Source organism: Citrobacter sp. Cpo109 (assembly GCF_030332565.1).
In the GTDB taxonomy this organism is placed as follows: Bacteria; Pseudomonadota; Gammaproteobacteria; order Enterobacterales; family Enterobacteriaceae; genus Citrobacter; species Citrobacter portucalensis.
In genome coordinates, this window is sequence record NZ_JAOWHQ010000068.1 from 201,892 (window position 1) to 225,954 (window position 24,063).

Here is a 24,063-nt window from a genome sequence, read left to right on the forward strand (position 1 = left end):
GCCGCCATCCGACCTGGGTTGTAGCCTTATCGCTCGTCGCGACGACCGCCGACGGCAGCCCACAGACGACGTACGTGAACGGTTACTTCTTCACGGTCATGATACAACTGACGCGCCTGAATCTGGGCATTTACACCATGTTCATCAAGCTGGGCCTGAATGTAAGCCAGGTTCTGTGACACCTCTTCGTAGCGTTTTTTCATCGGCAGTTTGAGGTTGAAGATCGTCTCACGACACCAGCCGTTGACCAGCCATTGTGCCATCAGCGCGGCAACCTTCGCCGGCTTCTCCACCATGTCACAGACCATCCACGAAATGTTGTTGCGATTCGGACGGTACTTAAATCCGTCTTCACGCAGCCAGGTGACCTGTCCGGTATCCATCAGGCTTTGCGCCATCGGGCCGTTATCCACGGAGTAAACCCACATGTTGCGTTTAACCAGCTGATAGGTCCATCCGCCCGGGCAGGCGCCTAAATCCACCGCATACATCCCGTTCGCCAGACGCTCATCCCATTCATCGGCAGGGATAAACACGTGCAGCGCTTCTTCCAGCTTGAGCGTTGAACGGCTCGGCGCATCGGCTGGAAACTTCAGACGCGGAATCCCCATGTAAAACGGTGAGTTATTGTCAGGCCAGGAATAGCCGGTATAACAACAGCCAGGGGCGATAAAGAAGACGTGAACCACCGGACGCTTTGGCGTTTCATACTTTGCCAGTACGCCCGCTTCGCGCAGCGCTGCACGCAACGGTACGGTAAATTTACGGCAAAATTTAACCAGCTCTTTGCTTTCATTGGTGTCGGCAACTTCTACTCGCAGATCGCCACCCTTTTCCACCACGCCCTGCAACATGCCAACGATCGGCGTAATGCGATCTTCCGGCGGTAAGTATTGCAGCAACTCGCCCACCACAAACATTTGACGAGCAAAAATCAGCGAACTAAACGGCAGCTCTTTCACTAACTTTTCAGCATCGTCCTGCTGATAGCATTCGAAGATGACGTAACCCGCATTGTCTTTCACGCGGGCAAAACCGAAGATTTCCCGGCGTCCTGCTTTATCCGTAATTTCTGCGGCGCACTCTTTTTCAAAACCTGGGCGACACAACAATACAACCTTATTCATGGCTAACGCCCTTACGTTTCAATCGAATAGCGCCCACTAACATCAGCGCCCAGCCTACGAGGAAGCTGAAGCCGCCAACAGGGGTAACAAACGCCCACAGGCGTAAATGAGAGAGCGCGAGACAATACAGGCTGCCGCTAAACAGCACTGTACCTAATGCCAGAAACACGCTACTCCAGTAAAACCAAATACTAATGCGCCGTTGCATGGCGACGGCTAGGCCAAAGATAGCCAGCGTATGAAACGCCTGATACTCGAGGCCGGTCTGAATCCACCCCATTTCAACAACACCGAGGGTTTTACTCAGAACATGTGCCCCAAAGGCGCCCAACGCCACAAAAATAAAGCCACTTACGGCGGCAAAAATCAGCATAAAACGGCTGGTCATTTGAATACCCTACGTAAATTATTGTTCATAACGAAAGCGGAATTTTTCTTGTTCCGTGGCCGCTTTCGCCAGAATCCACTGACGGAAGGCGGCTATTTTACCCAGTTCTGCCTGACTGTCATGACAAACCAGATAAAATGCGTTTTTGCTGACCAGAACATCGTTAAACGGACAGACCAGACGTCCGGCTTCAATTTCGGACTGCGCCATGACGTTGTTAGCCAGCGCGATCCCCTGTCCATGGATTGCAGCCTGTAGCACCATGGCGCTATGGCTGAAGATAGGTCCTTGCTGTACGTTGATATGATTCAGGCCAAGCTGGCGCGTATAGGCTTGCCAGTCTCGTCGCGACGCATCATGCAATAAAGTATGTTTTGCCAGGTCGTCCGGTGTCTTTAGCGGTTTATCACCGGTAAGCAACAGCGGAGAGCAGACCGGCAATAAATATTCTGCGTACAATTTTTCCACGCGCAGACCCGGCCAGTTGCCACGTCCGTAGAAAATCGCCACATCAACATCATCAGCCAGTTTGTCTTCCTGACGGTCCACCGCCTGGATCCTGACATCGATTCCCGGATAAGCTGAGTTAAAGCTAGAGAGTCTGGGCACCAGCCATTGGATCGCAAAACTGGGCAATAAACTCACGGTAAGCGCACCTTTTGCACTGCGTGCCTGAAGTTTACGCGTCGCGTCGGTTAATTGCGAAAAAATCTCTTTAATGTCGAGAAAGTAGCTTTGACCTTCTTCCGTTAACAGCAAAGATCGATTGCGTCGACGAAACAGTTTTAGCCCCAAAAAATCCTCAAGTGACTTGATTTGGTGACTTACTGCGGCCTGCGTCACAAAAAGCTCTTCTGCTGCGCGAGTAAAGCTTAAATGACGCGCGGCAGCATCAAAAACACGTAACGCATTTAAGGGTGGTAATCGTTTTGACATGACTTTTAGGCTTTGATGTTAAATGAATTTAACAATTAGCTAACAGGCTGTAACCTATTAGTTTTTTTTATCTGAGCCATTATAAATTGTCCGTTGAGGTTCTACCAGCAAATACCTATAGTGGCGGCACTTCCTGAAGCCGGAACGAAAAGTTTTATCGGAATGCGTGTTCTGGTGGGCTTTTGGCTTACGGTTGTGATGTTGTGTTGTTGTGTTTGCAATTGGTCTGCGATTCAGACCATGGTAGCAAAGCTACCCTTTTTCACTTCCTGTACATTTACCCTGTCTGTCCATAGTGATTAATGTAGCACCGCCAAATTGCGGTGCTTTTTTTTGTCCACGTTTCGTCGATGGCCGACCTGCTATTATTGCTCCAGTTCTACCATCTCTTTCACGTCAGTACGATTAATCTGCTGTTTGTTGCCGTTAGCGTCTTTATACGAAATCATCCCCGTCTCATTATCGGTCTGTGGTTTACCATCAGCTACGATTGATCGGCCATCATTGGTGTGCATCACGTAATTCGAACCAGAACAGGCGCTCAGGGCAAAAGTCAGCATACAGGCAGAAATTATGGCGGCAGTCTTTTTCATCTTCTTCTCCTTAAAGCGATTTATGCTATTAAAAACATACTCCGTAACAGGCAAAATTGTTCGCCTAACGCTATTTAGCATAAGACACTGAACGGGCTTTGCCAGGATATCCAGAGTATTCCGATGGTTAGCACAACCCTTGTATCAATGCCCTTTTTGCGCCACGATCGGTTTACTGAACTGAGGAATACCATGAACGCTTTTAACCCCGCGCAGTTTCGCGCACAATTTCCCGCACTCAACGATGCTGGCGTTTATCTCGACAGCGCTGCTACGGCGCTGAAGCCGCAGGCGGTCATTGAGGCAACCCATCAGTTTTATAGCCTGAGTGCCGGGAACGTCCATCGCAGCCAGTTTGCTGAAGCCCAGCGCCTGACCGCTCGCTATGAAGCCGCGCGGGAAAAAGTCGCACACCTGATTAATGCGTCGGATGACAAAACCATCGTCTGGACCCGCGGCACAACGGAAGCGATCAACATGGTTGCCCAAAGCTATGCGCGTCCACGCCTACAACCGGGTGATGAGATTATCGTTAGCGCAGCGGAACATCACGCCAACCTCGTTCCCTGGCTGATGGTCGCGGAGCAAACGGGGGCTAAGGTCGTCAAACTCCCACTCACCCCCCATTTATTGCCAGACGTTGAGCGCCTCACGCAGCTCATTACCCCGCGCAGCCGCATTCTGGCGCTCGGGCAAATGTCGAACGTCACTGGTGGCTGCCCGGATCTGGCCCGCGCCATTACGCTCGCCCATGCGGCTGGCATGGTGGTGATGGTTGATGGTGCCCAGGGAATTGTGCATTACCCTGCCGATGTACAGCAGTTGGATATTGATTTCTATGCGTTTTCAGGCCACAAGCTATATGGCCCCACCGGTATTGGCGTGCTGTACGGTAAGCCGGAACTGCTGGAAGCCATGTCTCCCTGGCTTGGGGGCGGTAAGATGATTAGCGAAGTCAGTTTTGACGGTTTCACCACTCAGCCCGCACCATGGAAGCTGGAAGCCGGTACGCCTAACGTTGCAGGCGTTATCGGGCTAAGCGCGGCGCTCGAATGGCTGGCGGACGTCGACGTTGCACAGGCCGAAAACTGGAGCCGGGGTCTGGCGACGCTGGCAGAAGATGCCCTGGCGAAACGCCCTGGCTTTCGTTCCTTCCGCTGCCAGGACTCCAGTCTGTTAGCCTTTGATTTCGCGGGTGTTCATCACAGCGATATGGTCACTCTGCTGGCCGAATATGGCATTGCGCTGCGCGCGGGGCAACACTGTGCACAGCCGCTGCTGGCGGAACTTGGCGTATCCGGAACACTACGCGCCTCATTTGCCCCTTATAATACCCAAAGCGATGTGGATGCGTTGGTCGCAGCCGTCGACCGCGCGCTGGAAATATTGGTGGATTAATGACAAGCCCTCTGTTCGCCGGACACCCGTTTGGCACAACCGTAACCGAAGAGACGTTACGCAATACCTTTATCCCGCTTACTCAGTGGGAAGATAAATATCGCCAGCTGATTCTGCTGGGTAAGCAGTTGCCGGCGCTTCCGGATAAGCTAAAGGCGCAGGCCAAAGAAATTTCGGGCTGCGAAAACCGCGTCTGGCTGGGGCATACTCTTCATGAGAATGGCACTCTGCATTTCTTCGGCGACAGCGAAGGTCGAATAGTACGCGGGCTGTTGGCGGTATTACTCACGGCGGTCGAAGGTAAAACCGCAGCCGAGTTACTGGCGCGTTCGCCGATGGCGTTATTTGACGAACTGGGTTTACGCGCGCAGCTCAGCGCCTCGCGTAGCCAGGGGCTGCATGCTCTAAACGAGGCGATTCTCGAGGCGGCCCAGAAAGTCGGATGACGACGCAGATACGTCTTATCCGGCCGACAACACTGCACGAACCGTAGGTCGGATAAGCATAGCGCCATCCGACACAATCAGGCCTGACGCGCAGCCTTCGCCATCATCTTCTTCAGCGCATGGGAGACAGCAACAAAGCCAAAGGTGGCTGTCACCATGGTAGCCGCGCCAAACCCGGACGCGCAATCCATACGCTTCGGCCCTTCCGCCGTCGCTTTCATCGCACATACCGAGCCATCCGCCTGCGGGTAAACCAGCGCTTCGGTCGAGAACACGCAGTCCACGCCCAGCTTGCCTTTGCTGTTTTTCACCACGCCAAAATCGCTTTTCAGCCGCTCACGCAGCTTGGCCGCCAGCGGATCCTGGATGGTTTTTGCCAAATCAACGACCTGAATCTGCGTAGGATCGATCTGTCCGCCCGCACCACCGGTGGTCACCAGCGGAATTTTGTTACGCCGACAGTACGCGATCAGTGCCGCTTTTGGGCGCACGCTATCAATCGCATCGATGACGTACGAAAATCCTGCATTCATATATTCAGCAACGTTATCTGGCGTAACAAAATCATCGACCACGTTCACCCGGCACTCCGGGTTAATTTGTCGGATACGCTCCGCCATCACTTCAGCTTTTGCCAGACCGACGTTATCACGCAGCGCATGGATCTGGCGGTTTGTATTGGTGACGCACACATCATCCATATCAATGAGTGTGATAGCGCCAATACCGGTTCGCGCCAGCGCTTCCGCCGCCCATGACCCTACTCCGCCAATCCCAACCACGCAAACGTGCGATTGGGCAAACAGCTGCAACGCATTTTCGCCATACAGACGTGCCGTACCACCAAAACGTTGGCGCCAGGCATCGCTAATAACCACAGACATAGAACCTCAAATTCATTAATACCGAGCAGTCTGACTACCTGATGTCGGCTACGCCTTATCAGGCCTACTCAATAATGTAGGCTTGATAAGCGAAGCACCATCCGGCAATTAACCGCTGAACACGTTACCCGCACCCGGCGCTGTTTTTAGTACCCATACGCGACCGTAGTGATTATACCACCCGGCACGGTGTCCGGCGTCAGCGCCAATACCCTGATAGATGTCGAAGTGTTGCCCTTTAATAGCCCCACCCACATCTAACGCCACCATCAGGCGCAGTTCGTACTGGCCGGTAAACTTGCCGTTATTGTCCAGTAACGGGACTTCCGCCAGTAACGTTGTGCCCGCAGGAATGATACTACGGTCAGAAGCTACGGACGCGCGGCCAATCAGCGGCACCGCGCTGGCCCCTTTCACCGGAGCAAAAGATTGCGGTTTAAAGAAGACAAACGATGGGTTCTGCTCCAGCAGCTCACGCACTTCGGCTTCGCTGTGCGTCTCACCCCAGTGGCGAATAGCCTGCATCGACATATCTTCTTTTTTCACTTCGCCACGGTCGATAAGCACTTTACCGATACTGCGATAGGCGTGGCCATTTTTCCCGGCATAGCTAAAGAAGTTGAGCGGGCTGCCATCGCCAAAATCGATGTAGCCACTGCCCTGAACATCCATAATGAAGTTATCCATCAGGGAGTTGCTGTATGCCAGAATATAATTGTCGCTTAGCGCGCCCGCGTAGATCTCGGCACGAGAGGGTAAGCGCCCACGTTTTGGCGGCATGCGATAGATAGGATACTGAAACTCGCCCTGGCGCGTATGGCGCGCCTGGATAACCGGTGTGTAGTAACCGGTAAACTGGACGTTACCGTAGTTGTCCGCCCCTTCCATTTGCCAGGCATCAATACCAAACTGGCGCATACTGCGCGTATCACCGCCCGCACGTAACCATTGCTGGATAGCGTTGTAGACGTCGCTCTGGTTGCCGTACAAACGTGGCGAAGCGCTGCGAATTTGATTAACCTGCTCGGCGAAATCACCGGCATTGATTGGCGCGCCAACCGCATCAGGCTGGTTCACCAGTGAGAAAGGCTGGGTAAATTTCCCGTCTTTATACTGCTGCCCACGATCGGTGGGTTTTGAGGAACACGCGGCGAGCATCGCGACTACAGCTCCCGCCAGAAGATATTTTGCCCAACGTCCTTTCATTGTTCTCGTCTTATGTTGCCTGAATGCGAGACGAAGATAACAAACCCCCGAACCTAATGAAATGCGTATACATACCCGAACGCAAATTTTGAGCAAAAAACAATCCAGAATGCGTTGTTTTTGTTCATTTTCACCCTAAAAACGTGATCAAGGTGAAAAAAGGGTTGCATGAAAATGCGAGCAGAGTATAGTGCGCATCCACGGACGCGGGGTGGAGCAGCCTGGTAGCTCGTCGGGCTCATAACCCGAAGGTCGTCAGTTCAAATCTGGCCCCCGCAACCAATTAAAATTTGATGAAGTATAAGCAGTACGGTGACGCGGGGTGGAGCAGCCTGGTAGCTCGTCGGGCTCATAACCCGAAGGTCGTCGGTTCAAATCCGGCCCCCGCAACCAATCAAATTTGATAAAATATAAGCAGTACGGTGACGCGGGGTGGAGCAGCCTGGTAGCTCGTCGGGCTCATAACCCGAAGGTCGTCGGTTCAAATCCGGCCCCCGCAACCAACACATTAAACACCTTAACGGGTGTTTTTTTGTTTCTGTTGCCCATAAAAAAAGCGCTTTTCAGCGCTTTTTTGTTATCCCCTTCTCGCCAGCGTCGCCCCATCGGCAAAGTAGGCTTTAATCCCTGCCAGAATCGACTCTGCAACTTCCTGCTGGAAGTTCGCCGTTTTGAGTTTACGCTCTTCCTCAACGTTACTGATAAATGCCGTTTCGACCAGAATAGACGGGATATCTGGCGCTTTTAGTACCGCAAACCCGGCCTGTTCAACCTGATTCTTGTGCAGATTGTTGATTTTGCCAAGCTTGTTCAATACCGCTTTACCAAACTTCAGGCTGTCGGCGATGGTCAGCGACTGCACCATATCGAACATGGTGTGGTCGACGTAGCGGTCACCGCTCTTACTGACGCCACCAATGAGATCCGAGGCGTTCTGGGTCTGCGCCAGATATTTCGCGGCGGTACTTGTCGCGCCTTTGGTCGAGAGCGCAAACACCGACGAACCGCTGGGTTGTCGACTGGTAAAGGCATCGGCGTGAATAGAGACAAACAGGTCAGCACGCTGCTTCTGCGCTTTCGCCACGCGGACTTTAAGCGGAATGAAGATATCTTCATTTCGCGTCATAAAGACCTTCATGTTGCCCTCTTTCTCTATGAGGGCTCGCAGGCGGCGGGCAATCTGCAGTACCACATCTTTTTCACGCGTCTTGTATTTCCCCACCGCACCGGAATCCTCTCCACCGTGGCCAGGGTCCAGCATAATGACAATCGGACGATCGCGCCCCGCTTTACCAGGCTGCGGGCCACTTTGCGCAGGCGGCACCTGTTTATCCAGATCGCCCTTGTTGTAATCTTCCAGCAACGCCAGCAACGGATCCTGAACATCCTGGGCATTCGCAGGATAGAGATCCATCACCAGACGTTCTTTAAAGCCAGCCACCGGAGCCAGCGCAAAAAGTTGCGGCTTCACGTTCTGTTTCAGCTCGAACACCATCCGCACGGTCTGTGGGTCAAACTGCCCAACACGCGCCGACTTAATATACGGATCGTCAGGACGGATCTGCGTACCAATGCCCTTAAGCACCGAGTTCAAGTTAACGCCTTCAATATCCACAACCACACGCTCAGGATTACTCAGGGCAAACTGTTTGTATTTCAGCAGACGGTTAGATTCTACCGTGACACGGGTATAGCTGGACGCAGGCCAGACACGAACGGCAACGACCTGACTCACGGCAGCCAGACCGACCTGGCTGACGCTCAAAAGCCACATAGCACCCGCACCTTTCAGTAAACGGCGGCGACTGATTGCTGAATTGGATCCCGACATGCTTCTCCCGAGCAAAAGAAATCTTTATTGAGGTAATACGTAAAACGTCCGAATTGACCGGAAACTTTAGCGAATGACGCATAATCTGTCATCAATAAAAGGGTAAACATTCTTTTTATATTCACGGCATTACTGAGATAAATCTTCGGGATGGGTAAAAATTACGCTTGCGCACAGCGCCAAAACAGAATAAAAATACATAAATTACGAATAATCATGCAATGAGGGTGTGCCGTGGTGAAGGAGCGTAGAACCGAACTGGTACAGGGATTCCGCCATTCTGTTCCCTATATCAATACCCATCGGGGAAAAACGTTTGTCATTATGCTGGGCGGCGAAGCCATCGAGCATGAAAACTTTTCCAGTATCGTCAATGACATTGGTCTTCTTCATAGCCTCGGCATCCGCCTCGTCGTGGTCTATGGCGCACGACCGCAGATTGATGCCAACCTTGCGGCGCATCATCATGAACCGGTGTACCACAAAAATACGCGCGTTACCGACGCTAAAACGCTCGAGCTGGTCAAACAGGCTGCGGGATTACTTCAGCTTGATATTACCGCCCGCCTGTCGATGAGCCTGAATAATACGCCACTGCAAGGTGCACACATCAACGTGGTCAGCGGTAATTTTATTATCTCTCAGCCACTGGGCGTTGATGACGGCGTAGATTACTGCCATAGCGGGCGTATTCGTCGTATTGATGAAGATGCCATTCACCGCCAGTTAGACAGCGGCGCGATTGTGCTGCTGGGGCCGGTCGCCGTTTCCGTCACCGGTGAGAGCTTTAACCTGACGTCAGAAGAGGTCGCCACACAGTTGGCTATCAAACTGAAGGCGGAGAAAATGATCGGGTTTTGCTCGTCTCAGGGTGTCACCAACGATGATGGCGATATTATTTCCGAGCTGTTTCCTAACGAAGCCCAGGCTCGCGTTGAGTTGCAGGAAGAGAAAGGCGATTACGGCTCCGGCACGGTGCGCTTCCTGCGCGGGGCGGTGAAAGCCTGCCGCAGTGGCGTACGCCGCTGCCATCTGATCAGCTATCAGGAAGATGGCGCCTTGCTGCAGGAACTGTTCTCCCGCGACGGGATCGGTACACAGATCGTAATGGAAAGCGCCGAGCAGATCCGTCGCGCCACCATTAACGATATCGGCGGGATTCTTGAGCTGATCCGCCCGCTGGAGCAGCAGGGTATTCTGGTCCGCCGCTCGCGCGAGCAGTTGGAAATGGAGATCGACAAATTCACGATTATTCAGCGTGATAACCTGACCATCGCCTGCGCCGCTCTGTATCCTTTCCCGGAAGAGAGAATTGGCGAGATGGCGTGCGTGGCGGTGCATCCGGACTACCGTAGTTCGTCGCGCGGGGAAGTGTTGCTGGAACGGATCGCCGCGCAGGCCCGGCAAATGGGGCTAAGCAAGCTGTTTGTGCTGACCACGCGCAGCATCCACTGGTTCCAGGAGCGCGGTTTCACGCCGGTGGATATCGACCTGCTGCCGGAAAGCAAGAAAGAGATGTACAACTATCAGCGGCGGTCAAAAGTGCTGATGGCGGATTTGGGGTAAGAGTCGTTGCCGGATGCGGCATAACAGCCTTATCCGGCCTACATCTACATCATGCCGTCATTAAATAATGCTGACAGTCCGCTGCGACGTTCAGTGCGGGTGGCAATGGCGCGGCTCAATATCCGCTCATCGGCATACAGCGACAGGCGGCGACGCGCGCGGGTAACGGCGGTATAGACCAGCTCGCGGGTAACCACGGGTGAATGCTGGCTGGGTAAAATCAACGCCGCGTGGTCAAACTCAGATCCCTGCGATTTGTGCACCGTCATCGCCCAGGTGGTTTCATGTTCAGGCAAGCGGCTGGGCTGCACCGATTTGATAGAACCATCCGGCAACGCAAACCACACCCTCAGGCCCTGTCCACGGTCGAGGGCAATGCCGATATCACCGTTAAATAATCCCAGCGAACTGTCATTGCGCGCGATCATCACCGGCCTTCCCTCATACCAGCGGCTATGCGTCGAACGATGAATTTTACGTTTTTGCGCCATCACCTGCTCAATGCGTTCATTCAAACCACTAACGCCAAACGGACCTTCCCGCAGGGCGCATAGCAGTTGATACTCATTGAAGGCCTGAATGACAGCTCCTGGCTCTGCGCCCTCGCGCAGCAAATCCAGGTAATGCCCATAACCCGCCAGCGCCTCATCCAGCATCGCGGCGTAATCCTCGCTGCTGTGTAGCGTGCGTTTTTCGATGTCGCTAAATCCCTGCTGGAAAATCGTTTTTATCGCAGATTTATCGCCGCAATTAATCGCAGCGGCCAACTGACCGATTCCGGAATCGCTGCCGAAACGGTAGCTCTTTTGCAGCAGGCACAGACTGTCGCGCAGAGCAGCAGCCTGAGTTCCCGTACCTGTCGGAATAGCGCTTCCGGTCAGGCGACTGAGCTGGCGGGCGCGTTCCGGGGTAAACCCGTCACCGACGAAAGCACAGATATCCCCCAGCACCGCCCCCGCTTCGACGGAAGCGAGCTGGTCGCGATCGCCCAGAAAAATCACCCGTCCATGCGGCGGCAGCGCATCGATAAGGCGCGACATCATAGGCAAATCGATCATCGAGGCTTCATCCACCACCAGCACATCCAGATGCAGCGGGTTTCCCGCGTGGTGACGCAGACGCTGACTGCCAGGCTGAGCGCCTAATAATCGATGCAGCGTACTGGCGTCATCGGGGATGCGTTTCTTTTGCTCGTCGGTTAGCGGTAGCTCTCGTAGCGCCGCTCCCAATGAGGCGGTCAGGCGCGCTGCCGCTTTTCCCGTTGGCGCCGCCAGTCGAATACGACAGCGCTCACCGTCTGCCATTTGAATCAACGCCGCCAGCAGCCTTGCGACCGTTGTCGTTTTTCCCGTCCCCGGTCCGCCGGAGATCACCGATATCCGGCGGGTCAGCGCGACAGCAGCGGCCACTTTTTGCCAGTTAACCCCCTCAGAGGATGGGAACAGCGATGCCAGCGTGTGGGTCAGCCGCTGTTCATCCACTTCAATGGCGTGGTTCACTTCACTAAAAAAGCGAGCTACCGTACGTTCGTTATGCCACATCCGGTTCAGATACAGGCGATCGCCGTACAGCACCAGCGGCGTAGGTTGCTCGCCACGACTTACCGCACTGGAAGCCAACAGACATTCCGCCCAGTCTTCAGGCTCGCCCGTTTCAGCGAGCCAGGCGCTTAACAGAGGATGCGCGTCCTCGCTCAGAGATAACCGTGAAAGCGGTAAGCAGACGTGCCCTTCTCCCGCTTCACGGCTGAGCAACGCCGCAGCCAGCGCAACGGCAGGGTTGTCACTTCCGGCAACCGCCAGCGCGAACTGAGCATCCAGAGGCCGGAGCTGTTTTTGCTCAACAGCCTCCAGAAATCGTTTCTGGATTGTCATAACATCGTCTCCTGCACCGCACCGGCAAACATCTCGTCCATCAATGCAATCAACTCTCCGTCAGGTCGAGTCGCGTAAATTCCCTGCTGCGGATTTTCACTGTCAACGCCACGCAGGAAGAGATAGATAACGCCGCCAAAATGGCGTTCATAATCGTAATCAGCAATACGATGGCGTAAGTAGCGATGCAGCGCGAGGGTATAAAGTTGGTATTGAAGGTCGTAGCGATGCGCCTGCATGGCAGAGGCCATCGCCTGCTGCGTATAGGCAGAGCTGTCTTCGCCCAGCCAGTTCGATTTGTAATCGAGCAGGTAATAACGCCCCTGGTGGCGGAATACCAGGTCAATAAAGCCTTTCAGCATACCGCGAACCTGCATAAAGTCCAACGCAGGGCACCCCGCCGAGAGCGGATCGTATTGGCGAATTAACGCATCAAGCTGGTTGGCCATTAACGGCTGCGAAATCGGCAGATAAAACTCCATCTCCACCTGTTTTTCACGCGCGGATAGCTGGCTCAAACTCACGCCCGTCTCGTTGAGAGGCGCCTGCAAAATGGCGTCCAGCCATTCGGTCAAAACCGGCGTCCAGTGTGCGTCATAACCGCCCAACGCCAGTTGCTCCTCGACCCAATGCGGATCCACCGGTTGCGTAAAATCGAGATCTTCAAACAGGCTATGCAAGAACGTACCTGGCGAAGCGCCGCGCGGGAACTGATGCGGTGTAAGTCCTGATTCTTCAATAACCTCACCGACGCCTGCGGCATCGATATCCAGTCGTGGGATCAGATCCTGCGCGATACCCTGTCCACGCTGTTGCAGACCGGAATAACTGGTCACGCGCCAGCTATCACCGGGCTTACGCTGCAGTATTTTTGCACTCAGTTCGCTGCTAACAGCCTGCGCAACCTGCCAGGGTTCACCGTCAGGCTGCGCGGGAGTCTGGCAAGCAATATCGTTGCTGCAAAGCGCTTCAATCGCGCTACGCAGACCCACGGCATCCATCGGCTCGCCTTTTTGCAACAGGCGACCAAGGGCGCTCTGATGCACATCGGTATCCCCTTTTTTATCGCCCCGACGTCGTACCAACGGCGCAACGCCAAGGCTGCAATGCCATACCGAACGGGTTAGCGCGACATACAGCAAACGCAGGTCTTCCGCCAGACGCTCTGCTTCGGCTAGCTCAACGCTCTCCTCGGCATCGCTGAGATCCAGCACCGCTTCAAAAGAGCTGCGATCGTGATAGAAAGCTTGATCCTGGACGCGGAAATTGGTGATAAACGGCAGCCAGACCAGCGGATATTCCAGCCCTTTCGATTTATGGATGGTGACGATTTTGACCAGATGCTTGTCGCTTTCCAGCCTGAGCTGCTGGCTTGACGCGTTGCTGTCGGGTTCAAGAATATGCTGGGACAACCAGCGCACCAGCGCATGCTCGCTTTCCAGCTGCGAACCCGCTTCCTGCAACAGTTCGCTGATATGTAAAATGTCGGTCAGTCGACGTTCGCCTCCCGCCGTCGCCAGCAGGTTCTCCGCAATCTGGCGAGCTGTCATCAGCGCACGCAGCATCGGCATCACGCCGCGTTTATGCCAGATCTGACGATAGCCATCGAACTCTTCGACCACCGCATCCCAGGCATTTTCGTCGTTATTTAACGCTTCAAGATCCTGCGCATTCAGCCCCATCATTGACGTTGCCAGCGCGCTACGCAGCGTGTTCTCACGCTCCGGCGTCATCACCGCCTGCAGCACCCACAGCAACTCCTGTGCTTCCAGCGTTTCAAATACGCTGTCACGGTTGGAGAGGTAGACAGAGGGAATGGCCAGTTGCGTCAGTGCATCACGGACCAGCGCCGCCTCCTGGCGGCTACGAACCAATACGCTAATGTCCGACGCGCGTACCGGGCTGGATGCTTTGCCACTTACCAGTTGCGCTGCGCTAGAATGCCCAGCCTTAAGCCAGTCGCGAATTTGCGTGGCGCACACCTGCGCCATGTAGCTCTGATAATCGCCTACGCCGCAACTTTCTCCTTCCATCAGCCACATACTCATAGCGGGCTGCGTTTCGCCGCGTAAAACAAACCGTAACCCCTGGTTTTTTTCTGCGGATTTTACCGGGCTGAAAGGGATTTCGCGGAACATAAAGGCGTCGTCCATCTGGCTGAAAAGCGTATTCACGCTATTGACCATGCCGGGGGCCGAACGCCAGTTGGTATCGAGCGTATAGTGTGCGCTGACTTCGCTGCGCGCCTTCATATAGGTGAAGATATCCGCGCCGCGAAACGCGTAAATTGCCTGTTTCGGATCACCAATTAGCAGCAGTGCGGTATCCGGCTGATGCTGCCAGATCCGACGAAAAATACGGTACTGCTGTGGATCGGTATCCTGGAATTCATCGATCATGGCGACCGGAAAACGAGTACGAATAGCCGTCGCCAGCGCATCGCCGCTTTCACTGCGCAACGCCGCATCCAGACGGCTGAGCATATCGTCAAAACCCAGCTCGCCGCGGCGACGTTTTTCCTCGGCAACTGCCGAGCGGATCTCCGCTAGCGCACGAGTGATCACCAGATCGCGGAGAGTTAACGGTTCGCTAAGCAGTTCATCAATAGCGACAAACAGCGGGTGCTGAGGGGTTATCCCACCCGCTTTGGTGCGCTCTTCCAGAAAACGCTGTGAGAATTTCTCCAGCGCGTCAGGAAGCTGGTAACTTTGTGTTTCTTCCTCCGCCCACGCGCTGATCTTTTCGATCCACTTGCCCTGATTACCGCGATTAAATTTACGCCGGTCAATTCCGGAGGCTTCCATCAGGCCATCCAGCTCATCAACACAATCACGCCATTGCTGCTTGATCTGGTTAATGCGTGCGAGAATTTGTTCATGCCGGGAGGCCAGCGTTTCGTCATCAGACGGTGGCGCCTTGATAACCGGCGCTTCCCCCTGCAGATAGCGATCGATATCTCTCAGCAGCGCTTGCGGGCCTTTCCACGTTTCAAAAACCACCTGCGCAATGTCGCGGGGCAGCGGGTAGCAGTGCCGACGCCAGAAGTCCGCGCAAGCCTGATAGCGCAGCAGCGATTCATCTTCTATCAGCTGCTGTTCGAACAGCATGCCTGACTCAAAGGCGTTGAGACTGAGCATACGCTGACAAAAGCCGTGGATGGTAAACACCGCCGCTTCATCCATCTGTCTTTCAGCCAATAGCAGCCACTGCGCGGCCCGTTTTTTATCGGCAATTTCATCTAACAAACGGGCATATAGCGGGTTGTCGGTGGTTTCACGCAGGCAGGCAATTCGCAGTTCATGAATATTGCTACGAATTCGACCGCGCAACTCTTCGGTAGCCGCCTCGGTGAAGGTGACCACCAGCAGTTCTTCGACGGTCAGAGGACGAGGAAAGGCGGCAGAGCCGCCCAATCCAAGCAGTAAACGTAAATACAGGGCGGCGATGGTAAAGGTTTTACCGGTGCCCGCAGAGGCTTCAATCAGACGCTCGCCCGTCAGGGGCAAGCGCAGTGGATCAAGGGACTCAGCGGCATCATTCATTCTTATCACTCATCAGGGGTAAGGTTTGCTGCAACGCGCTGACGGTCTGCCACACTTTCCAGCCTTCCGGGTGCACATATTCTGCTTTCCCATTCTGACTGCCGGAAACCTGTGACAATATCGCCATGCCTTGCGGCTCAACCACCGCCTGATGGAAGAAGTCGGCAAGTTTTTGCGGCGTCAGCAGTTTAATCTGAGCCACTATTTTATCACGTGAATCGAAGCGCATATTGCCGCGATCAAAATCTTTGCTTAACTGTGAGGCTTCTGCCCCCAGCGTTTGCGGCGCCTGCAGCATTTGCGCAATAATCGCCTGCTGAATTTGCGCAAACTCTTCAGGTTTCATCGCCCGCAGCTTCGCTTCCGCCGTCGGGAAGAACGCTTTATAACGCTCCCAGAGGTAAGACGGCTGCTTATCACTGCTTTGCAGCAGGAACCCCATTCCCCACTGACGGCCAACGCTCATCGGGAAAGCAAATACGGCGTAGCCTAACTGTTCTTCAGTACGCAGCTGATTATAGAACCACGGCTGAACAATCTGACCTAACATAGCGCTGTAGGCTGAACTGGCGTATTCATCGTATCCGGTTGGCACAAATACCGCGGCCAGCGCTGAATCCGTGCTGCTGCCTGCTTTTTCAAAGATGACGGACTGCTTCTTGTCCACAACCACATCTTTGTTGCGACACCACTGTGACCCGTTCGCACCTAGCTGTTTTTGGATATCCCGCGCCATGCTCGTCGTCTGAGCTTCGCTCATATTGCCAATGACCAGGAATTCAGGTCGCGCACCGGTTTTTAAGGCGTCGCGGTAGGTCATCACCTCTTTCAGGGTGATGGAAGGCAGCAGTTTACGGCGCTCGTCGCGGGAGAAGTACGGCACCTGAGAAAGCATCTGCACCGGCATAATAGCCTGATCGTAAGCTTTACCCTTTTCTGCGGAATCCATCATCTGGGCATACCAGGATTTCGCCTGTTCCAGCTGTTCGTCCGTTGAGGTGTAGCTGAAATAGCCGCTCAACAGCGCCTGAAAAAGCTGCGGCAAACGTTGGGTGTAGCCGTTGGCGTTAAGCATCAACCCATTGTTAGCGTTGGTAGAGAAACCAATTCCACCTACCGATGCCTGGTTACTTAACTGATCGAGCGCAATCCCTGCCAGGTAATCGTTAAGTGCGAATAAGACCTGGTTGCGGGCGCTGTCCATGGCTTTCGGGTTACGCAGGATCACGCTGACGTCAGCCTTTGGCTCGCTGGCAAAATACTGGCTCGGGGCATACACCACACGTAAATCCGGCTCATCAACGATCAGCTCAGGATGAGCGTATTTTTTATCCGTCTTAATCAGCGTGAAATCATCCGGAATGTAGGGGTTCAACTCCGGTAACGACAGCGCAATGCCCTGCGCTTTTTGCTGCCAGTCGTCAAAGGTTTTGTCGCTGATTTTATCCACCTGGTAAGGCGCATCGACAAAATAAGCGGTTTTATTATGCGGCTCTTTCGCGCTGATATACCAGATACGCGCATTCTGCGGCGTCATCATTGCCAGACGTTGCTCAACGGCTTTCGCATCGTATTGGTCAGCAATATTCACCGCATCCAGCGTATGCTCGACGGGAACGCGGATCATGGTATCAGCCAGCCATTCCACGTAGTCCATATCACGGGTGATGGAGGGATAACGGAAATCGAGATCCAGCACGTGCGCCAGCTCGTCAAAATAGCGTTTATCGACACCTTTCTCGCGTAACAAATTGAGGTAGCTAAAGATTGCCGCGACAACTTCATCGCGGTTCGCCAGCCCCTTGTCGGTTAACGTCGCGGAAATGGCTAATACGCCGCTGTTCCCGTTGACCACCGGATCGGAGTCCGCGCGAATACCCTCAACCAGGCCCTGCTTTTGCAGCCAGTCAGACAACGTGCCCGGGCTACGATTGCCAATCAGGTAGGTCACCAGTTCATCGGTTTTACTGCGGAACTGCGCGCTGTTGTTATCGATACGAAACTCGACGCGCAATACTTTACGCGGCATTGCCGGAACATAGTGGATGATGATGCCCTTTTGCGCATCAGTGACGACCGGTACGGTAATTTCAGGCTTTGCGATATTCCTGTTCGGTACGCGCCCAAAGGTGTCAGCCGCTATCCGCGCCAGCTCTGGCAGCGGTTTATTGCTATAAATCACCGCCTTCATCAGGTTAGCAGAGTAGTACTTTTCATGAAATTTTTGTAATGCCTTCACCACCGGGTTGCCCGGTTTATCGCTTAATGTCTCGAGATTCCCGCCAGAGAAACGCGAGCCAGGGTGCGCCGGGTTGATCGTCTCAGCGCTCACCTGCGCCATACGCATCCCGTCTCGGGTACGCGCCAGCGTCAGCTCGGAGTTAACCGCGTTACGCTCGCGGTCGGCATATTTTTTATCCAGCAATGGATCAGCAATAGCATCCGCCAGGCGATCCACCGCCCCCACCAGCGCGTCGTTTTCGACTTCAAGATAGAAGGCCGTACGATAAGGCGCAGTACTGGCATTGTGGCTACCGCCGTGCATTTTCAGGAATTCAGCCAGGCTGTCCGGCTGTGGGTATTTTTTCGAGCCCATCAGACACATGTGTTCGAGATAGTGCGCCAGCCCCTGATGATCGTCCGGATCTTCCAGCGAGCCCACGGGGACTACCAGTGCAGAAAGGGATTTCACGGCCTGAGGATCGGATACCAGCAGCACAACCATGCCGTTATCAAGGCGCACGGCCTGATACTGACGGGTGTCTTTATCGCTTTTACGGATGGTTTCAGCTAAAGGCTGCCAACCGGTATCTGCCTGACTTACGGGAACCCAAAGGGCGACGAACAACAGTAATGCACTGAACCAGGTGCTGCGGGGCATTCACAAACCTCATCATTAACGAATTCACCTGTTCACTACAAACCACGTATAAATACATGACCTGAACAGGGCAAGACTATGTGCTGAACGAGCCAGCATCTTCTCTTTGTAAGAATCAGTCCGTGACAGAATGCGCATCATAGTGGAAGCCATCAAATTGCGCAATTTTTATACAATCATCATGACTGATTAAAGCGAAAAATCGGTAACAGGTAGCGCTGAGACTGTAAAACAATAGCCTCCTGAGTATCAGCATCCAGTTGACGCCAAAGACGCTGATACCAGATATCATCACCTTCGCCACGTACCATCATGTTGCCTTCATAGGCTTGCAGAAACTTACTGCGCGCTTTTTGCAACGTTGCATCGTCATCTAACATGGCATCATTTGCGGCGTCATAACAGGTTTTTATCCATGCACCACCGCTTTCGGGTAATACCATCAACGGTGACGACATGCCTTCCCGATACCCCTCAATGAGTTGCGACAGGTACAGCAACGCCTGTTCTGCATCCAGCGGCGGAAAACGCCATTCTCCGTCTTTACGCAGGAACAATCGGCTCTCTCCCCTACCGCCACTGGCACAATAGACAAGATGTTCCAGCCAAAGTTGCACACCCTGCGCAATGCTTATCAAAGATGGGCGCCAGCGCAACAAACCATCCTCTTGCACCTGCGGCAGCCAGCCGGTGATTTGCACGCCGTGACAGTTAAGATCGATTTCCATGCTCTGACAGGGCTGACGACAGGCGATAATGCGTTCAGCCAGCGACTGCATTTCCTGACGCTGCGTATCCCACAGAATTTCGCCAAACGGCCCATAGGGTAGCGCGCCCGCCGCACGAAAACGGCGGAACAGTCGTTCAGCATCGTTCTCTTCAACCAGCGTATTAAGCAATTGCTGATTAAGCTGGTAGCGGGTCAACCCTTCAAGAGTGAAAGGTTCCGTATCCGGGATCTCACTCTCTTCAGAGCGGAAGTTGACCCTCAAACGCATCTGGAAAAAGGCGCGTACTGGATGTGCCCAAAACCGCTGCAGCGTTTCCAGCGTTAGCGTTTCTGGCATTTCAAAGGGAAGAGGCTGCACAAAATCCGTGTGCGCTTTTCCTGACAGACTCGCCGCAGGCAGCCATTCCCGGGCATAGCTTTGCTGTTCGCCCGGCAAATAGTTTTGTGCATCAAAGGGCATACGGGAATGCAAACGGGTAATGTGCGCTTTTACCCTTGCCTCGCTTTGATCGCAGGTCAACGATTCATCGCCCGGCAGATAATGGCTTTGTCCAATGTAGTCCATCAGTTCTTGCACCAGCACCGACGGGAAGCGCTCGCTGTTATCCTGAATAGAGCGGCCAATGTAGCTGATGTAGAGCGTCTGCTGTGCTGAGATTAATGCTTCGAGGAACAAATAGCGGTCATCATCGCGACGACTGCGGTCACCTCGCATCGGTTTTTGGCTCATTAAATCAAAGCCCAGCGGCGCAAGTTGACGCGGATAAACCCCATCGTTCATACCCAGCAGGCACACCACTTTGAACGGAATGGAGCGCATCGGCATCAGCGTACAAATGTTAACGGGCCCCGCCAGGAAGCGCTGGCTGATGCGTTCCTGGTCAAGGCGCTGGGCTAGCTCATCACGCAACAGAGAGAGCGGTATAGCATCGCCGTACTCAGCCCCTAAACCTTCGGTAATAATGGCCTGCCACTGCTGTTCAATCAGCGTCATCGCCGCTTCGGTGTCCGCGTCCGGTAGGAAGAAATCATTAAGCATTTCCCGACAAACGGGTAGCCACTCTTCCAGCGGTCGTTCCTGCGCTAGCCCCCTACGCCAGAGATTAAGCTGCATCAGCAGCGAGGCCAGATGCCCTACCAGCTCGGCAATCAGGCCGCTGGACTCATCGTAAGGCAATACCGATTGCCACTCGCCCTGCGAGCTTTCCATCGCGTAGCCGAGCAGCATACGCGTTAAACCAAATTGCCAGGTATGCTGACCTGTAGGTGGAAGTTCCAGTTCACGCACGTTATCGTCGTCAATTCCCCAACGAATCCCGGATTCATTGACCCATAAGCGAAGATAGCGCAACCCTTCTTCATCAATGTTGAAACGCGCCGCCAGCACGGGAACATCCAGTAACGCCAGGACATCCTCTGAGACAAAACGGCTATCCGGCAGCGACAGCAGGCTGATAAAGGCCTGTAAGACGGGATGAGACTGGCGTGCCCGACGGTCAGATATTGCATAAGGTAAGTAACGCTCGGCTGGCGCGCTACCAAAGACCGACTGAATGAATGGGCTGTAGCTGTCGATGTCCGCCACCATCACGATAATATCGCGCGGCGTCAGCGTTGGGTCCGCTTCCAGCATGGCCAACAGCCGGTCATGAAGAATTTCCACCTCGCGCTGTGGGCTATGGCAGACATGGAAAGTCACGCTGGTGTCGTTCAGCTCAAGCCGTCGTTTATTGTCGCTACGGGAATATTCTTCCAGCGTAACGCCCGCTACGGCATGACTTTCGAGTTCCAGAATATCTGATTGAATATTATGCAAAAGGTTGTCAGGTGTAATGTCGACAAACGCATCCAGTTCCTGACTGTTTTCCAGCTCCGAAAGCAAATAAATGTAATCACGCCCCAGCTTGCCCCACGAGGCCAGCATCGGGTTACCCACATCCTGTTCGCCATCGCTGTTAAATAATCCTTCGGCTTTCTGATTATCACGAAACAGCGGCAGATGCCGTTCTTCAAAGCTGTGCCGACGCTGACGTGCCATCAGCTTCGCCAGCCAGGCAGGATCTTTAATATCCCCCCAGTAGTAGCGACAAGGGTTGGTAAACAGCAGATGAATATCAATGTGCTTACCCAGTGCCTGCAATGCCTGCAAATAAACCGGCGGCAGCGCCGAAATACCGCAAATAAAGACGCGAGAAGGCAGTCCCTGCGGGCACTCGGACGCGTTTTCCAACGTCTGAATAAATCGTTGGTATAAATTGGCACGATGCCAGCACGGCTGGCCCAATTCCGCGGTGTATTCCACCAGCGCTTTCCACAACGGTGCCTGCCAGGCCTGAGACTCGCCAAGTCCCTCAACCTGTCGCCCCGCTTCCCACTGGGTCAACCAGTCAGGGCGGTAGACTAAATACTGGTCGAAAAGGTCAGCCGCGCGCGAGGAAAGCTGAAAAAGCTTACGTTTATCAGTGTCGTCCGTCAGATAGTGGCGTAGCAATGCGAAGTCATCGCTATCCAGCAATTGTGGCAACAGCGTCATCAACTTCCAGCTCATGCTCTGTTTGCTGAACGCACTCTCTTTCGGGATATCCGGCAGCACGCGCACAAACATATCCCAGATAAAACTCGCGGGCAGCGGAAAATCGATATTGGCGGCAATACTAAACTTCTGTGCAAGAGTCATTTGTAGCCACTGCGCCATACCGGTACTTTGAACCAGGATCATCTCAGGCTCAAAGGGGTCGTCCAGCCGCTCGCGCTCAACGATAAATTCCATTAACGCTTCCAGCACATCCAGACGGTTGGAGTGGTAGACCCTTAACATAGCGACTCCTGACTACTGACGATTCGGGCAATGCAGACGCGTCATCTGACCCTGCCTGCCGAGGGGTGAAGAAATTATAACGTTGATGCTGACACATCCCGCTCTCGTTGTCTGCATTCGGTTAACCTGCCAGTTCACAGGCGATGAAAACGGGTACAGCTGGGTTTGCTGCCAGGCGTGGCGCCAGAGTTGCTGATACTGGTTTCTGATGATAAAGCTGTTCATTAGCACCCGCTGATATCCTGACAACGCGGTCACAATCATTACCATTAGTACCATTGCCAGCATCACTTCCGGCAGACTAAAGCCACGCTGTCTGTTCAGGGGATCTGGCATAACGTCTGCTCCTTTAGCGGACAAAAATCGCTCCAGCCACGCGCCGAGAATTCTATGTTGCCATCAATAACCGCCCCCTGACGCCATAACGATATCTCTTCATAGTGGGCAATAAGCAGCACAAAATTATTGGTAAGCAGACGCAGGCAAACCGCGGCATCCTGCGTAGGAACGCGCCGACACTGTACGGCGGGTTGTAAGCGCCAGGGCTGCGTACGCCCCCATTCCATCGCGGATTGCACTACCGCCTGACGCTGCAGCGCCTGACTTTGTGTGACCACACGCGCAGCAAAACTGGCCTCCTGTCTGCTAACGCCTTGCAGCAGCAGACTACCGAGCACCAGCAGCAACAGGACCATTGTCAGAGAGGATACGCCTCTCTCACGGTTCATAGGTTGAATCCCGTAACGCTGTAGATCGCTTCAACAACTTTTTGTGGTTGGTCATTGCTCACTCCACGCAAACGCAGCGTAAGAAGCGGGGAATATCCGCTGAAATTCAGCCTTTCAACCTGGAATGCCTCAATCTTCATCGTGGCCGGATCGGTCATTTTCTCCCATCCTTTGCCAGTGCAGCCGGTGGCTCCACGCACGGTTTCCAACACCTTGTCCTGTAAACGAAACCCAATAGAATCAGCCTCTTTCACGGGACTGCTTTCCCAAACGCCATTGCTGTTGGCATCCCAGCGGGCAATAACACAGTCTCCCTTAGCCGATATCACCAGTCCCTCTCCGACACAGTTTCCCCGGCAATACCCCGCCCGCTGAAGATGCTTCGCCACGGTGTAGACCCGCTGCCATATTTCATCTTCCAGTACTAACTGGCGGGTGTTACGCAGAATCTCTCGCTGTAGCGCCGGTAAAAATCGCGCTGAGCTAAGCAATAAAATACTGCTAATCGCCATGGCAATGAGCATCTCCAGCAGTGAAAATCCCCGTTCGTTTACTGACATAATCTGGCCTCATCGCGCTCGCAAAGCCTGATTCGTCCCCAGCCAGACACCACCACGCGCCATTCCCCTGCCGTATTTTTCAGGCGTATATGTCCGGCCCATGCCGTATTGCGCAGTCCAAAAAAGGCCAGTGAAGGTGTTATCTCTGCCATTTCGACGTCATCCCAAGGCGGTATAAAAACCAAAGACGAAACGGGTCGACACGTGGTTTGCGAAGCCGCAGAGCTGACAAAACACCATGATGTGCCATCCCGAATCACGCTTATCACGTGATCGCGGTTACGCCAGTTAGCATCTTCACGCAGTTGCAGCAGGTAGTCCCGCACCTGGCAGGCTGTCTGCCACAGCCGCTGCTGTTGCTGCCAGCGCTGCCAACCATACAGCCCAGATGCACCAAGCGCCGCGACAATCAGCATCGCAATCAGAGTTTCGAGAAGCGTGTAACCTTGTTGTTTTTTCATGTCGCCAGTATGGCGTGAGGAAAATGAATAACGAGCGGGAAATTCGGTTTCTACGGCGAGCTATGGGGAATATTTAGCGCGTTACAGGCCGTTG

18 protein-coding genes and 3 tRNA genes are annotated in these 24,063 nt (G+C 53.9%); 6 read left to right on the forward strand and 15 right to left on the reverse strand.

The features are described 5' to 3' along the window. Positions 1–26: 26 nt before the first annotated feature. The 4 genes from rlmM to OGY71_RS17730 all read right to left on the reverse strand — a co-directional run bounded on the left by rlmM (position 27) and on the right by OGY71_RS17730 (position 3,044). Positions 27–1,127 (reverse strand): 23S rRNA (cytidine(2498)-2'-O)-methyltransferase RlmM, encoded by a 1,101-nt coding sequence (rlmM, locus tag OGY71_RS17715; protein ID WP_003034040.1) that lies wholly within the window; start codon positions 1,125–1,127, stop codon positions 27–29. Beyond that, on the reverse strand, positions 1,120–1,515 hold the full coding sequence (locus OGY71_RS17720; RefSeq protein ID WP_003034037.1) for a DUF423 domain-containing protein: 396 nt from the start codon (positions 1,513–1,515) through the stop codon (positions 1,120–1,122). The genes rlmM and OGY71_RS17720 overlap by 8 nt, the downstream gene beginning before the upstream one ends. An 18-nt stretch (positions 1,516–1,533) precedes the next feature. After that, entirely contained in the window at positions 1,534–2,451 is a 918-nt protein-coding gene (gene gcvA / locus OGY71_RS17725) for a glycine cleavage system transcriptional regulator GcvA (protein WP_003034035.1), read from the reverse strand. A 365-nt stretch (positions 2,452–2,816) separates the two neighbouring features. Continuing rightward, on the reverse strand, positions 2,817–3,044 hold the full coding sequence (locus OGY71_RS17730) for a YgdI/YgdR family lipoprotein (protein WP_003825635.1): 228 nt from the start codon (positions 3,042–3,044) through the stop codon (positions 2,817–2,819). A gap of 192 nt (positions 3,045–3,236) precedes the next feature. Between OGY71_RS17730 and csdA the strand changes: the two genes are divergently transcribed. After that, entirely contained in the window at positions 3,237–4,442 is a 1,206-nt protein-coding gene (gene csdA / locus OGY71_RS17735) for a cysteine desulfurase CsdA (RefSeq protein WP_063940940.1), read from the forward strand. Next, the gene (gene csdE, locus OGY71_RS17740) at positions 4,442–4,888 is read left to right on the forward strand and encodes a cysteine desulfurase sulfur acceptor subunit CsdE (RefSeq protein WP_063940939.1); all 447 of its coding nucleotides are present in this window, start codon (positions 4,442–4,444) and stop codon (positions 4,886–4,888) included. Before csdA ends, csdE begins: the two co-directional genes overlap by 1 nt. 77 nt (positions 4,889–4,965) lie before the next feature. Here csdE and tcdA read toward each other — a convergent pair whose 3' ends face one another. Both tcdA and mltA read right to left on the reverse strand, forming a co-directional pair. After that, positions 4,966–5,772 carry a tRNA cyclic N6-threonylcarbamoyladenosine(37) synthase TcdA gene (gene tcdA / locus OGY71_RS17745; RefSeq protein ID WP_003825630.1) on the reverse strand — a complete coding sequence of 269 codons (807 nt, stop codon included), beginning with the start codon at positions 5,770–5,772 and terminating at the stop codon, positions 4,966–4,968. 108 nt (positions 5,773–5,880) lie between these two features. Beyond that, a complete protein-coding gene (gene mltA / locus OGY71_RS17750) occupies positions 5,881–6,978 on the reverse strand; it encodes a murein transglycosylase A (RefSeq protein WP_008785702.1) in 1,098 nt (365 codons plus the stop codon). A 205-nt stretch (positions 6,979–7,183) separates the two neighbouring features. On the opposite strand from mltA, the gene OGY71_RS17755 reads away from it, so the two are divergent. The 3 genes from OGY71_RS17755 to OGY71_RS17765 all read left to right on the forward strand — a co-directional run bounded on the left by OGY71_RS17755 (position 7,184) and on the right by OGY71_RS17765 (position 7,481). Next, positions 7,184–7,260: transfer RNA gene (locus tag OGY71_RS17755), tRNA-Met, on the forward strand. A 34-nt stretch (positions 7,261–7,294) separates the two neighbouring features. Then, positions 7,295–7,371 (forward strand) — tRNA-Met (locus OGY71_RS17760). A gap of 33 nt (positions 7,372–7,404) precedes the next feature. Then, a tRNA-Met gene (locus OGY71_RS17765) sits at positions 7,405–7,481 on the forward strand. Between the two features lie 74 nt (positions 7,482–7,555). Here OGY71_RS17765 and amiC read toward each other — a convergent pair. After that, positions 7,556–8,809, reverse strand: a complete 1,254-nt coding sequence (gene amiC, locus OGY71_RS17770; RefSeq protein ID WP_286613506.1) for an N-acetylmuramoyl-L-alanine amidase AmiC — start codon at positions 8,807–8,809, stop codon at positions 7,556–7,558. Between the two features lie 234 nt (positions 8,810–9,043). Between amiC and argA the strand changes: the two genes are divergently transcribed. Beyond that, a complete protein-coding gene (argA, locus tag OGY71_RS17775; protein ID WP_286613507.1) occupies positions 9,044–10,375 on the forward strand; it encodes an amino-acid N-acetyltransferase in 1,332 nt (443 codons plus the stop codon). A gap of 44 nt (positions 10,376–10,419) precedes the next feature. On the opposite strand, the gene recD is transcribed toward argA, so the two are convergent. From recD to OGY71_RS17815, 8 genes are all read right to left on the reverse strand, one after another. Further along, positions 10,420–12,249: an exodeoxyribonuclease V subunit alpha gene (recD, locus tag OGY71_RS17780; RefSeq protein ID WP_286613508.1), complete on the reverse strand. Its 1,830-nt coding sequence runs from the start codon at positions 12,247–12,249 to the stop codon at positions 10,420–10,422. Further along, on the reverse strand, positions 12,246–15,791 hold the full coding sequence (recB, locus tag OGY71_RS17785; RefSeq protein ID WP_284962479.1) for an exodeoxyribonuclease V subunit beta: 3,546 nt from the start codon (positions 15,789–15,791) through the stop codon (positions 12,246–12,248). Before recB ends, recD begins: the two co-directional genes overlap by 4 nt. Further along, a complete protein-coding gene (gene ptrA / locus OGY71_RS17790; RefSeq protein WP_286613509.1) occupies positions 15,784–18,672 on the reverse strand; it encodes a pitrilysin in 2,889 nt (962 codons plus the stop codon). Before ptrA ends, recB begins: the two co-directional genes overlap by 8 nt. Before the next feature lie 179 nt (positions 18,673–18,851). Then, positions 18,852–22,220 (reverse strand): exodeoxyribonuclease V subunit gamma, encoded by a 3,369-nt coding sequence (gene recC / locus OGY71_RS17795; protein WP_286613510.1) that lies wholly within the window; start codon positions 22,218–22,220, stop codon positions 18,852–18,854. A gap of 12 nt (positions 22,221–22,232) precedes the next feature. Next, positions 22,233–22,556 carry a prepilin-type N-terminal cleavage/methylation domain-containing protein gene (locus OGY71_RS17800; RefSeq protein WP_003825617.1) on the reverse strand — a complete coding sequence of 108 codons (324 nt, stop codon included), beginning with the start codon at positions 22,554–22,556 and terminating at the stop codon, positions 22,233–22,235. Further along, entirely contained in the window at positions 22,541–22,948 is a 408-nt protein-coding gene (locus tag OGY71_RS17805) for a DUF2509 family protein (protein ID WP_003825615.1), read from the reverse strand. Before OGY71_RS17805 ends, OGY71_RS17800 begins: the two co-directional genes overlap by 16 nt. Continuing rightward, positions 22,945–23,508 carry a prepilin peptidase-dependent protein gene (locus OGY71_RS17810; RefSeq protein ID WP_003825611.1) on the reverse strand — a complete coding sequence of 188 codons (564 nt, stop codon included), beginning with the start codon at positions 23,506–23,508 and terminating at the stop codon, positions 22,945–22,947. Before OGY71_RS17810 ends, OGY71_RS17805 begins: the two co-directional genes overlap by 4 nt. Beyond that, positions 23,499–23,969: a prepilin peptidase-dependent protein gene (locus OGY71_RS17815; protein ID WP_191222197.1), complete on the reverse strand. Its 471-nt coding sequence runs from the start codon at positions 23,967–23,969 to the stop codon at positions 23,499–23,501. Before OGY71_RS17815 ends, OGY71_RS17810 begins: the two co-directional genes overlap by 10 nt. Positions 23,970–24,063 lie beyond the last annotated feature (94 nt).

What these genes read in the sequence shown, in the direction of transcription:
- tcdA (WP_003825630.1), bottom strand. Translation starts at nt 5,772, where the DNA reads ATGTCTGTGGTTATTAGCGATGCCTGGCGCCAACGTTTTGGTGGTACG.
- OGY71_RS17805 (WP_003825615.1), bottom strand. Translation starts at nt 22,948, where the DNA reads ATGAACCGTGAGAGAGGCGTATCCTCTCTGACAATGGTCCTGTTGCTG.
- OGY71_RS17730 (WP_003825635.1), bottom strand. Translation starts at nt 3,044, where the DNA reads ATGAAAAAGACTGCCGCCATAATTTCTGCCTGTATGCTGACTTTTGCC.
- gcvA (WP_003034035.1), bottom strand. Translation starts at nt 2,451, where the DNA reads ATGTCAAAACGATTACCACCCTTAAATGCGTTACGTGTTTTTGATGCT.
- recC (WP_286613510.1), bottom strand. Translation starts at nt 22,220, where the DNA reads ATGTTAAGGGTCTACCACTCCAACCGTCTGGATGTGCTGGAAGCGTTA.
- rlmM (WP_003034040.1), bottom strand. Translation starts at nt 1,127, where the DNA reads ATGAATAAGGTTGTATTGTTGTGTCGCCCAGGTTTTGAAAAAGAGTGC.
- recD (WP_286613508.1), bottom strand. Translation starts at nt 12,249, where the DNA reads ATGACAATCCAGAAACGATTTCTGGAGGCTGTTGAGCAAAAACAGCTC.
- OGY71_RS17810 (WP_003825611.1), bottom strand. Translation starts at nt 23,508, where the DNA reads ATGTCAGTAAACGAACGGGGATTTTCACTGCTGGAGATGCTCATTGCC.
- csdA (WP_063940940.1), top strand. Translation starts at nt 3,237, where the DNA reads ATGAACGCTTTTAACCCCGCGCAGTTTCGCGCACAATTTCCCGCACTC.
- mltA (WP_008785702.1), bottom strand. Translation starts at nt 6,978, where the DNA reads ATGAAAGGACGTTGGGCAAAATATCTTCTGGCGGGAGCTGTAGTCGCG.
- amiC (WP_286613506.1), bottom strand. Translation starts at nt 8,809, where the DNA reads ATGTCGGGATCCAATTCAGCAATCAGTCGCCGCCGTTTACTGAAAGGT.
- OGY71_RS17815 (WP_191222197.1), bottom strand. Translation starts at nt 23,969, where the DNA reads ATGAAAAAACAACAAGGTTACACGCTTCTCGAAACTCTGATTGCGATG.
- OGY71_RS17800 (WP_003825617.1), bottom strand. Translation starts at nt 22,556, where the DNA reads ATGCCAGATCCCCTGAACAGACAGCGTGGCTTTAGTCTGCCGGAAGTG.
- OGY71_RS17720 (WP_003034037.1), bottom strand. Translation starts at nt 1,515, where the DNA reads ATGACCAGCCGTTTTATGCTGATTTTTGCCGCCGTAAGTGGCTTTATT.
- recB (WP_284962479.1), bottom strand. Translation starts at nt 15,791, where the DNA reads ATGAATGATGCCGCTGAGTCCCTTGATCCACTGCGCTTGCCCCTGACG.
- ptrA (WP_286613509.1), bottom strand. Translation starts at nt 18,672, where the DNA reads ATGCCCCGCAGCACCTGGTTCAGTGCATTACTGTTGTTCGTCGCCCTT.
- csdE (WP_063940939.1), top strand. Translation starts at nt 4,442, where the DNA reads ATGACAAGCCCTCTGTTCGCCGGACACCCGTTTGGCACAACCGTAACC.